The sequence below is a fragment of the Sphingomonas daechungensis genome, from assembly GCF_014489495.1.
GTDB lineage: Bacteria > Pseudomonadota > Alphaproteobacteria > Sphingomonadales > Sphingomonadaceae > Sphingomicrobium > Sphingomicrobium daechungense.
Window position 1 is genome coordinate 2,585,583 of the sequence record NZ_CP060780.1, and the last position, 11,520, is coordinate 2,597,102.

The following is an 11,520-nucleotide window of genomic DNA, read 5'->3' on the forward strand; positions in this document are numbered from 1 at the left end:
CAACCCCTTCACAAGGGGAAAAATAGGATTATATCGCTCCTATCCAACAAATAGACGGCTCCGCCGCACGTTTTCGTGCGCCCGGGGCTTTTCCCGTCCTCTCCGGGACAGGGTCCGAACAGCGCACGGACCGCACGCATTGGAGAGGAGCAACGGGGAGCAGCGCTCCACTTCATGTGCTCCTGCGAAGGCAGGAGCCTAGTACTGGACCCCGGCCCTCGCCGGGAACAGCAGCGCAGGGAAGACAATGGCGACCAAGGCGATCGACGCACCGGCCAAGAGCCGTTCCACCAACTCGCGGCGCATCCGCAAGATCTTTGGCAACGTCCACGAGATCTCGGAGATGCCGAACCTCATCGAGGTCCAGCGCGAGAGCTACGAGCAGTTCCTCCGTTCCGACCCGTCGACCGGCTATGTGTCCGGCCTCGAGAAGACCCTTCGCTCGGTTTTCCCGATCGAGGATTTTGCGGGCACCGCGCACCTCGACTTCGACCATTACGAGCTCGAAGATCCGAAGTACGACACCGATGAGTGCCGCCAGCGTGGCCTGACCTATGCCGCGCCGATGCGCGTCACACTGCGCCTGACCACCTTCGAGATCGACCCCGAGACCGAGACCAAGTCGGTCATCGATATCAAGGAGCAGGACGTTTACATGGGCGACATGCCGCTCATGACGCAGAACGGCACCTTCATCGTCAACGGCACCGAGCGTGTGATCGTCAGCCAGATGCACCGTTCGCCGGGGGTCCTGTTCGACCACGATCGCGGCAAGACCCACGCTTCGGGCAAGTTCCTGTTCGCCGCCCGCGTCATTCCCTACCGCGGCAGCTGGCTGGATTTCGAGTTCGACGCCAAGGACATCGTCAACGTCCGCATCGACCGTAAGCGCAAGCTTCCGGTGACGACCCTGCTGCTTGCGCTGCAGCTTGGGCCGGAGGAAATTCTCAACCTGTTCTACAACACGGTCAGCTACGTCCGCGGCAAGAACGGCTGGGAAATCCCCTACGTCGCCGACGCGTGGCGCGGCCAGAAGCCGATCCACGACCTTGCCAACGCAGAGACCGGCGAGATCGTCTTCAAGGCGAATGAGAAGATCACTCCGCGCCGCGCCAACCAGGCGGGCAAGGACGGCCTCAAGGCCCTCGTGGTCCCGACCGAGGAAATCTTCGGTCGCTTCTCGGCGCACGACCTCGTCAACGACAAGACCGGTGAGATCTACATCGAGGCCGGCGACGAGGTCACTCCGGAGAACCTCGAGAAGCTCGACAAGGCGGGCGTGAAGACGCTCGAACTGCTCGACATCGATTACGTGAACACGGGTCCGTGGATCCGCAACACGCTGAAGGCCGACAAGAACGAGGAAGCGGACTCGGCGCTGGCCGACATCTATCGCGTCATGCGCCCTGGCGAGCCGCCGACCCGTGAGACCGCGGACGCGCTCTTCTACGGCCTGTTCTTCGATCCGGAGCGCTACGATCTCTCCGCGGTTGGCCGCGTGAAGCTCAACATGCGCCTTGGCCTCGACGTCGAGGACACGGTCACCACGCTTCGGCGCGAGGACATCCTCGCCGTTGTTCAGGAGTTGGTGAACCTGAAGGACGGCAAGGGCGAGATCGACGACATCGACAACCTTGCCAACCGCCGTGTGCGTTCGGTCGGTGAGCTGCTGGAAAACCAGTACCGCATCGGCCTGCTCCGCATGGAGCGTGCCGTGAAGGAGCGCATGAGCAGCGTCGACGTGTCGACGGTCATGCCGAACGACCTCATCAACGCCAAGCCGGCGGTCGCCGCGGTCCGCGAGTTCTTCGGCTCGTCACAGCTGTCGCAGTTCATGGACCAGACGAACCCGCTGTCGGAAGTCACCAACAAGCGTCGCATCACGGCCCTCGGGCCGGGCGGCCTGACCCGCGAGCGCGCTGGCTTCGAAGTCCGCGACGTTCACCCGACGCACTATGGCCGCATCTGCCCGATCGAAACGCCGGAAGGCCCGAACATCGGCCTGATCAACAGCCTCGCCTCGTTCAGCCGCGTCAACAAGTACGGCTTCATCGAGACGCCGTACCGCAAGGTCGTCGACGGCAAGGTGACCAAGGACGTCGTCTACCTCTCCGCCATGGAGGAGGCGAAGCACACGATCGCCCAGGCGAATGCGGAGCTCAACAAGGACAACACGTTCGCCGAGGAGATCATCTCCGCCCGGCGCAACGGCGAGTTCCTGATCGCCCCTCGCGAGCAGATCACGCTCATGGACGTGTCGCCGAAGCAGCTCGTGTCCGTGGCGGCCTCGCTGATCCCGTTCCTCGAGAACGACGACGCGAACCGCGCCCTGATGGGCTCGAACATGCAGCGCCAGGCGGTTCCGTTGATCCGCGCCGAAGCGCCGCTCGTCGGCACCGGCATGGAAGAGACCGTCGCCCGTGACTCGGGCGCGGCCATTGCCGCCCGCCGCTCGGGCGTGGTCGATCAGGTCGATGCGACGCGTATCGTCGTTCGCGTCACCGGCGATCTCAAGGCCGGTGAATCGGGCGTCGACATCTACACGCTGATGAAGTTCCAGCGCTCGAACCAGAACACCTGCATCAACCAGCGCCCGCTGGTGAAGGTCGGTGACACGGTTAGCGCCGGTGAGATCATCGCCGACGGTCCGTCGACGGAATATGGTGAGCTGGCGCTCGGCCGTAACGTGCTCGTCGCGTTCATGCCGTGGAACGGGTACAACTATGAGGACTCGATCCTGATCTCCGAGCGGATCGTGAAGGACGACGTCTTCACCTCGATCCACATCGAAGAGTTCGAGGTCATGGCCCGCGACACCAAGCTCGGGCCGGAGGACATCACCCGCGACATCCCGAACGTCGGCGAGGAAGCTCTGCGCAACCTCGACGAGGCGGGCATCGTCTACATCGGTGCCGAGGTCGAGCCGGGCGACATCCTGTGCGGCAAGATCACGCCGAAGGGCGAAAGCCCGATGACGCCGGAGGAAAAGCTCCTCCGCGCCATCTTTGGCGAGAAGGCCTCGGACGTCCGCGATACCTCGCTGCGTCTGCCGCCGGGCGTGTCGGGCACGATCGTCGAAGTCCGCGTCTTCAACCGTCACGGCATCGACATCGATGACCGTACTCGTGCCATCCAGGCCGAGGAAAAGGACCGGTTGAGGAAGGATGCCGACGACGAGCGCGCTATCCTCAATCGTGCGACCTTCGCACGCCTTCGCGAAATGCTGCTGAAGCAGGTTGCGACGGCTGCTCCGAAGAGCATCAAGAAGGGTTCGACCGTCGACGATGCGGCGCTGGAAGCGACCGAGAAGCACGACTGGTGGAAGATCGCCGTCAAGGACGATGCCCGCCAGGCCGACATCGAGGCGCTGAAGGCGCAGTACGACGAGGCCGCCAACGTCATCACCCGCCGCTTCGAAGACCGTGTCGAGAAGCTGGAGCGTGGCGACGAGCTGCCGCCGGGCGTGCTGAAGATGGTCAAGGTCTTCGTCGCCGTGAAGCGCAAGCTTCAGCCGGGCGACAAGATGGCCGGCCGTCACGGCAACAAGGGCGTCATCAGCCGCATCCTCCCGCAGGAGGACATGCCGTTCCTTGAGGACGGAACTCCGGTGGACATCGTGCTGAACCCGCTCGGCGTGCCGTCGCGAATGAACGTCGGTCAGATCTTCGAGACGCACCTAGGCTGGGCGTCGCGCGGCCTGGGTCGCCAGATCCAGGAAATGCTCGACGGCATGCATGAGCGTGGCAAGGACATTGCCGGCAAGGATGCCAAGGAAGTCCGGACCAAGCTCAAGGACGTCTACGGCGACGCTTATGCCAAGGACATCGATGCCCGCGACGACGAAGCCGTTGTCGAACTGGCATCGAACCTGGTCGGTGGTGTTCCGATGGGCACTCCGGTGTTCGACGGCGCCCGCGAAAGCGACGTTTCGGCCATGCTCGACAAGGCCGGCCTGAACACGTCGGGTCAGGTGACCCTGTTCGACGGCCGGACCGGCGATCCTTTCGACCGTCAGGTGACCGTGGGCTACATCTACATGCTGAAGCTCCACCACCTCGTGGACGACAAGATCCACGCGCGTTCGATCGGTCCGTACAGCCTCGTCACCCAGCAGCCGTTGGGCGGTAAGGCGCAGTTCGGCGGTCAGCGCTTCGGCGAAATGGAGGTCTGGGCACTGCAGGCTTACGGCGCTGCCTACACCCTTCAGGAAATGCTGACGGTGAAGTCGGACGACGTGATCGGCCGCACCAAGGTCTATGAAGCGATCGTCAAGGGCGACGACACCTTCGAAGCCGGCATTCCGGAGAGCTTCAACGTGCTCGTGAAGGAAATGCGCAGCCTTGGCCTGAACGTCGAGCTGGATTCGGTCGCATCCGAGGACGATCCGCCGGCGATCGCAGCCGAATAACTGAACGAGATCGGCGGGGTCTAACCGGCCCCGCCACCCAATCCCTGCCCCTCATGGAACCGAGGGACGAGAGGAAGAGAAAAGATGAACGAACTGACGCCATTCGCAAATCCGATCGCCAAGCCCGAGACGTTCGACGAGATCAAGATCGGCATCGCGAGCCCGGAAAAGATCCGCAGCTGGTCGTTCGGCGAGATCAAGAAGCCGGAGACCATCAACTACCGCACGTTCAAGCCGGAGCGTGACGGCCTCTTCTGTGCGCGCATCTTCGGTCCGATCAAGGATTACGAGTGCCTGTGCGGCAAGTACAAGCGCATGAAGTACAAGGGCATCGTCTGCGAAAAGTGCGGCGTGGAAGTGACCGTTTCGAAGGTCCGCCGCGAGCGCATGGGCCATATCGAGCTCGCAGCGCCCGTTGCCCACATCTGGTTCCTGAAGTCGCTTCCGAGCCGCATCGGCCTCCTGCTCGACATGCAGCTGAAGCAGCTCGAGCGCATCCTGTATTTCGAGAGCTACGTTGTTCTTGAACCGGGCCTGACCCCGCTCGAGAAGAACCAGCTCCTGACCGAGGACGAGCTTCTCGCCGCGCAGGACGAGTATGGCGAAGACGCCTTCTCGGCCGGCATCGGCGCCGAAGCGGTCAAGACCATGCTCATGGACCTCGACCTCGAGGGTGAGCGCAAGGAACTGCTCGACGAGCTTGCGGTCACGAAGTCCGAACTGAAGCCGAAGAAGATCATCAAGCGGCTGAAGGTCGTCGAAAGCTTCATCGATTCCGGCAACCGTCCGGAGTGGATGATCCTTGAAGTCGTGCCGGTCATTCCGCCCGAGCTTCGCCCGCTCGTTCCGCTGGACGGCGGCCGCTTCGCGACGTCGGATCTCAACGACCTTTATCGCCGCGTCATCAACCGTAACAACCGCCTGAAGCGGCTCATCGAGCTGCGCGCTCCGGACATCATCGTCCGCAACGAAAAGCGCATGCTTCAGGAGGCTGTCGACGCTCTGTTCGACAACGGCCGCCGCGGCCGCACGATCACGGGCGCCAACAAGCGTCCGCTGAAGTCGCTCAGCGACATGCTCAAGGGCAAGCAGGGCCGCTTCCGTCAGAACCTGCTCGGCAAGCGCGTCGACTATTCGGGCCGCTCGGTCATCGTGACCGGACCGGAGCTCAAGCTGCACCAGTGCGGCCTTCCGAAGAAGATGGCGCTCGAGCTGTTCAAGCCGTTCATCTACTCGCGCCTCGACGCCAAGGGTCTCTCGATGACCCTGAAGCAGGCGAAGAAGTGGGTCGAAAAGGAGCGCAAGGAAGTCTGGGACATCCTGGACGAAGTGATCCGTGAGCACCCGGTTCTGCTGAACCGCGCGCCGACGCTTCACCGTCTCGGCATCCAGGCGTTCGAGCCGGTCCTGATCGAGGGCAAGGCGATCCAGCTTCACCCGCTGGTCTGCGCCGCGTTCAATGCCGACTTCGACGGCGACCAGATGGCGGTGCACGTCCCGCTGAGCCTCGAAGCTCAGCTGGAAGCCCGCGTCCTGATGATGTCCACGAACAACATCCTGTCGCCCGCCAACGGCAAGCCGATCATCGTTCCGTCGCAGGACATGGTTCTCGGCCTCTACTATCTCAGCCTCGAGAAAGAGAATGAGCCTGGCCAGGGCATGCTGCTCAGCGACATGACCGAGGTTCACCAGGCTCTCGCAGCCGGTGCCGTGACCCTTCATTCGAAGATTGTCAGCCGCGTCCCGCAGACGGACGAGGACGGCAACACCTACATGAAGCGGTTCGAGACCACTCCGGGGCGCATGCTCCTCGGCGAGACCCTTCCGAAGAGCCACAAGGTGCCCTTCGAGACGGTGAACCGTGTGCTGACCAAGAAGGAGATCGGCGACGTCATCGACATCGTCTATCGCCACACTGGCCAGAAGGAGACGGTGCTGTTCGCCGACGCCATCATGGCGCTTGGTTTCCGCCACGCGTTCCGCGCCGGCATCTCGTTCGGCAAGGACGACATGGTCATCCCGGCCGACAAGGTGAAGCTGGTCGACGATACCCGCGCGCTCGTGAAGGATTACGAGCAGCAGTATCAGGACGGCCTGATCACCCAGCAGGAAAAGTACAACAAGGTGATCGACGCCTGGTCGCGTTGCGGCGACCAAGTCGCCTCGGCGATGATGAAGGAAATTTCGGCAACGCCGACGCGTGAGGATGGCCGCCAGGCGGACCTGAACTCGATCTACATGATGGCCCACTCGGGCGCTCGTGGCTCGCAGGCGCAGATCAAGCAGCTTGCGGGCATGCGCGGCCTGATGGCCAAGCCGTCGGGCGAGATCATCGAAACGCCGATCATCTCGAACTTCAAGGAAGGCCTGACCGTCCTTGAATACTTCAACTCGACCCACGGCGCCCGCAAGGGCCTGGCCGACACGGCGCTCAAGACGGCGAACTCGGGTTACCTGACCCGCCGTCTCGTCGACGTGTCGCAGGATGCCGTGATCATCGAGGACGACTGCGGCACCGACCGTGCGCTGGAAATGCGCGCGATCGTGCAGGGTGGTGCCACCATCGCTTCGCTCGGTGAGCGCGTCCTTGGCCGCACCACGGCCGAAGATGTCATCGACGCGAAGTCGGGCGATGTGATCATTCCGGAAGGTGCGCTTCTCGACGAGGCGATGGTCGCCCAGATCGAGGCGATCGGCCTGCAGGGCGTGAAGATCCGCTCGCCGCTGGTCTGCGCTTCGAAGCAGGGCGTCTGCGCCAAGTGCTATGGCCGTGACCTCGCTCGCGGTACGCCGGTCAACATCGGTGAGGCTGTCGGCGTCATTGCCGCCCAGTCGATCGGTGAGCCTGGCACGCAGCTGACGATGCGGACCTTCCACATCGGCGGCGCGGCTCAGCTCAACGAGCAGTCGAACCTCGAAGCGCCGGTCGACGGCACGATCGAGTTCCGCGATATGCCGACGATCACCGACCCGCGCGGCCGGCACATCTCGCTGTCCCGCTCTGGCGAAATCGCGATCCTCGACATGGACGGCCGCGAGCTTTCGACCCACCGCGTTCCGTACGGCGCTCACCTGCTGTGCGAGAGCGGCCACATCGTCAGCAAGGGCGATCGGATTGCCGAATGGGATCCGTCGTTCAGCCCGGTCATCACCGAGCGTGCTGGTACCGTGAAGTACCAGGACCTCATCGAGAACCGGACGATGTCGGAGCAGATCGACGAGTCCACCGGTATCGCACAGCGTGTCGTGACCGACGACATGGCGAAGTCGAAGAAGGACGCGCTTCAGCCGCGCCTGACTTTGACCGGCGACAAGGCCGAAGAAGCCGGTGTCTACCGTCTGGCTCAAGGCGCCATCGTCGCTGTCGAGGACGGCCAGAAGGTCGAAGCCGGCGAAGTGCTCGCCCGTATGCCGCGGGAAGCCGCGCGTACGCGTGACATTACCGGCGGTCTGCCGCGCGTCGCCGAGCTCTTCGAAGCCCGCAAGCCCAAGGAAAACGCGATCATCGCGAAGGTCTCGGGCAAGGTCAGCTTCAAGAAGGACTACAAGGCCAAGCGCAAGATCGCGATCATCCCGGACGACGGTTCGGAGGCGGTCGAGTATCTGGTGCCGAAGTCGAAGGTCATCGACGTCCAGGAAGGCGATTACGTGAAGCGCGGCGACAACCTCGTCGGCGGTTCGCCTGATCCGCACGACATCCTGGAAGTTCTCGGTGTCGAGGCACTTGCCGAGTACCTCGTGAGCGAGATCCAGGAAGTCTATCGACTGCAGGGCGTGAAGATCAACGACAAGCACATCGAGGTGATCGTTCGCCAGATGCTGCAGAAGGTCGAGATCACCGACGGCGGCGACACCACGCTGCTGGCCGGCGAGCAGGTCGATCGCGAGGAGATGGACGAGATCAACTCCAAGCTCGACAAGAAGCAGAAGAAGGCTGAAGGCAAGCCGGTCCTCCTTGGCATCACCAAGGCGAGCCTGCAGACCCGCAGCTTCATCTCTGCTGCGTCGTTCCAGGAGACGACCCGCGTCCTCACCGAAGCGGCCGTCCAGGGCAAGGTCGACACGCTCACGGGTCTCAAGGAGAACGTGATCGTGGGACGCCTGATCCCGGCCGGTACCGGCTCCAGCATGAAGGAACTCCGGGTTGCGGCTTCCAGCCGTGACGCGGCCCTCCGCGCGACGCACCGTCGCATGCAGGAAGCCCTGATCGCTCCGAATTCGGCTGAAGAACTTCGCGCTGCGGAGAATGCACGTTCGGTTCGTGACGATAAGGCAGGCACGGGTCCCGACCCGCTCTCCGAAGTCGTTCCGAGCGGTCATGGCACCGATGCGGACGCGGGCGACTATCTGACGGAGTAGTCGCTAGCCTTCCAAGGCAAAAAGAAAGCCCCGCCGACGCAAACCGGCGGGGCTTTTTGTTTGATTACTCGGCCGGTTAGCAGCGACCGCTCTTGATCGCATTCTCCGTGCAATTTGCCGCCGATTCCACGTCCTTCGCAGCGCCGCGAACGGTGTTGCACGCGGCAAGGGCCAAGCAGCTCCCAACCAGCAATGCCGTGATCAACTTCGAATTCATGTCCACCCTCCTTACGGTTCCGGAACAACATTAATCCAACTGTCCGCCTTGTCGACCGTAGGACGGCTGAACGGCCCATGAAAAATGCCCCGCCGGGCGCTTTCCCCGACGAGGCATCTTCGAACTGTTGCGATTGTGCTTCGGCTAGGCGCCGATGATCAGCACTTGCCGCCGTTCATCGTGTTCTCGGTGCAATTGGCGACCGAATTCACATCGCGGGCAGCTCCACGGACGGTGTTACAGGCTGCGGTCGCAAGGGCGGCCGTGATGAGCGCCGCCGTCAAAAGCTTCTGGACCATAAATTACTCCTCGTCTGACGGCTGATTGTAACGCGCCTATCCGGGATGCGCTCCATTCCGGCACCGGAATTTCTTAAACCGCCACCGGTGCTGAAATGTGAGGGTGCGGCTCGTAGGCCTCGAAGACAAAGTCCTCGGGCTCATAATCGAAGATCGATTGGCCCCGGTCCTTGAGGATCAGCTGTGGAAGCGACCGCGGCTCGCGGCTCAGCTGCAGGCGCGCCTGCTCCAGATGGTTCGAGTAGAGATGGACGTCGCCGCCAGTCCACACGAACACGCCCGGCTCATGCCCAGTCTCACGCGCAAGCATGTGGGTCAGGAGCGCATAGCTGGCGATGTTGAACGGCACGCCGAGGAAGAAATCAGCGCTGCGCTGATAGAGCTGAAGGTTCAGCCGCCCACCGGCGACCTGCGTCTGGAACAGGCAGTGGCAGGGCGCCAACGCCATCCGATCGATCTCGCCCGGATTCCAGGCAGTCACGATCTGTCGCCGCGAGGAAGGATCGCGCCTGATCAGGTCAACGAGGTTGGCGATCTGGTCGATTTCGCGTCCGTCTGCCGTCTCCCAATGCCGCCATTGCTTGCCGTACACCGGTCCTAGGTCGCCCTGCTCGTCCGCCCATTCATTCCAGATGCTGACCTTGCGGTCCTGCAGCCAGCGAATGTTGGTGTCTCCGCGCAGGAACCACAGCAGCTCGACGATGATCGATCGCAGGTGAAGCTTCTTCGTCGTCAGCAAGGGGAAGCCGTCGCGGAGGTCGAACCGCATCTGCGCGCCGAATCGGGTCAGCGTCCCCGTACCTGTGCGATCGTCCTGCTCGACGCCCTCGTCGAGGATCTTCTGCATGAGATCGAGATATTGGCGCATTCGCCAAGACTAATGCGGGCGCACGCGGCGTCCAAGACCGCGCAATCATCCCTTGTGGATAAAACTCGGTCCGAGAGGGACGCGGTTGGAGTCGAACCGGCCTGGCTACCCGCATAGCTAGTCCAGATGCGCTATCAGCGTGCCGAACAGCCTCTCAAGCTGGACGGACCCGAGGCGGCTCAGGCGCTTTTCGCCGGATGCTTCGCGGAGTCCGATCCTGCTCGAGAGTGTCTGTGGATTGCGCATGTGGACAGCGAACTCAATTGCATTCACCTGACTCGGCACGATGGCATCGAAGGCGAGGCAGACTTGCCGATCCGCGCCATCATCGCCGACGCGCTGCTTCAGCAAAGCTCAGGCCTCCTGCTGGCCCATAATCATCCGAGCGGCGACCCGACGCCAAGCCGAATGGATTGCCTGTCCACGAGACGCCTGGCCGCGGCGGCGTCAGCGCTCGACTGCCAGGTTCTCGATCATCTGATCTTTGCCGGCGAACGCTCGATCAGCTTTCGGTCGCTGGGATACCTTTAGGATCGCTCTCGGCGCTGCTCCCTGACGCTTCAGGCAGGAACGGCAGCTTCAAATAGTCAGTCAGGGTCATCGGTGACCGCACGCCGGCCACGCCGACCTCCGGCCACTCTTCACCGGGTTCGTACGCGGTGCCGAACATGTAATCCCAGATGCTGAAGCAAATGCCGAAGTTCTTGTCGAAGTGGCGCTCTTCGAGAGAGTGGTGGATTCGATGAAACCGGTTATCCACCACAATCCTCCTCGCAGCACCGAAATTCACGGCAGTCGGCGAGTGAATGTACAGTGCCAGCAGCGAGACGACGGCTCCCACCACAAACGGAATCGTCGGGCCGGAAATTTGAATCAAGCTCATCGGAACGGCGATGAACGCGAAGCTGAAAAGCGCCTGGATCGGATGTCCGATACTGTTGGCGGCGTGCAATTCACGAGGTGCGTGATGCACGACATGAACACGCCAGAACCAGGAGTGCTCGGCTCGGTGACGCCAGTAGGCAAGGAAGTCCGCGACCACGACGAGGACGGCCGCCTGAACGGCAAGCCCAGCGTCCCCGAGAGGCTCGAGCCAGTCCCATAGGGGGATGGTGATGAACGGCGCCACGCCCATCGCGCTCCAGACCCATTTGACGGGCCAGATCAGCGCGAACGTGAGGGCCCGCCGACACAATTGATGATGATGCCGGGCAACCGATCGCGCAGGGAATAGCGCTCGATCGGCCCAAGATATTCAATCGCGACGCACGTCGCGAGCAGGAACATGACGAGGATGGTGCTCCCCGCAACATTCTGCAAAAATTCCACTACGCGCCTCCGCCTTGGGCGAGCGCAGGTCTGACAGAGT

Annotated in this window: 8 protein-coding genes; 3 read left to right on the plus strand and 5 right to left on the minus strand. The window is 62.6% G+C overall.

From position 1 onward, the window contains the following. Positions 1-247 precede the first annotated feature (247 nt). Both rpoB and rpoC read left to right on the plus strand, forming a co-directional pair. Positions 248-4,408: a DNA-directed RNA polymerase subunit beta gene (gene rpoB / locus H9L15_RS14155; protein ID WP_187714515.1), complete on the plus strand. Its 4,161-nt coding sequence runs from the start codon at positions 248-250 to the stop codon at positions 4,406-4,408. Positions 4,409-4,492: 84 nt separating this feature from the next. Beyond that, entirely contained in the window at positions 4,493-8,767 is a 4,275-nt protein-coding gene (gene rpoC / locus H9L15_RS14160) for a DNA-directed RNA polymerase subunit beta' (protein WP_187714516.1), read from the plus strand. A gap of 76 nt (positions 8,768-8,843) precedes the next feature. Here the strand turns inward: rpoC and H9L15_RS14165 are convergent, their stop codons facing one another. The 3 genes from H9L15_RS14165 to H9L15_RS14175 all read right to left on the minus strand — a co-directional run bounded on the left by H9L15_RS14165 (position 8,844) and on the right by H9L15_RS14175 (position 10,151). Next, a complete protein-coding gene (locus H9L15_RS14165) occupies positions 8,844-8,984 on the minus strand; it encodes an entericidin EcnA/B family protein (RefSeq protein WP_187714517.1) in 141 nt (46 codons plus the stop codon). Positions 8,985-9,142: 158 nt separating this feature from the next. Beyond that, the gene (locus H9L15_RS14170) at positions 9,143-9,283 is read right to left on the minus strand and encodes an entericidin EcnA/B family protein (protein ID WP_187714518.1); all 141 of its coding nucleotides are present in this window, start codon (positions 9,281-9,283) and stop codon (positions 9,143-9,145) included. Positions 9,284-9,356: 73 nt separating this feature from the next. Then, a complete protein-coding gene (locus tag H9L15_RS14175) occupies positions 9,357-10,151 on the minus strand; it encodes a thymidylate synthase (RefSeq protein WP_187714519.1) in 795 nt (264 codons plus the stop codon). A gap of 126 nt (positions 10,152-10,277) precedes the next feature. On the opposite strand from H9L15_RS14175, the gene H9L15_RS14180 reads away from it, so the two are divergent. Then, the gene (locus tag H9L15_RS14180) at positions 10,278-10,682 is read left to right on the plus strand and encodes a JAB domain-containing protein (RefSeq protein WP_187714520.1); all 405 of its coding nucleotides are present in this window, start codon (positions 10,278-10,280) and stop codon (positions 10,680-10,682) included. On the opposite strand, the gene H9L15_RS14185 is transcribed toward H9L15_RS14180, so the two are convergent. Further along, positions 10,654-11,280 (minus strand): sterol desaturase family protein, encoded by a 627-nt coding sequence (locus H9L15_RS14185; RefSeq protein WP_187714521.1) that lies wholly within the window; start codon positions 11,278-11,280, stop codon positions 10,654-10,656. The two genes, H9L15_RS14180 and H9L15_RS14185, sit on opposite strands and share 29 nt — an antisense overlap. 35 nt (positions 11,281-11,315) lie before the next feature. Beyond that, positions 11,316-11,480: a hypothetical protein gene (locus H9L15_RS14190; protein ID WP_187714522.1), complete on the minus strand. Its 165-nt coding sequence runs from the start codon at positions 11,478-11,480 to the stop codon at positions 11,316-11,318. Positions 11,481-11,520 lie beyond the last annotated feature (40 nt).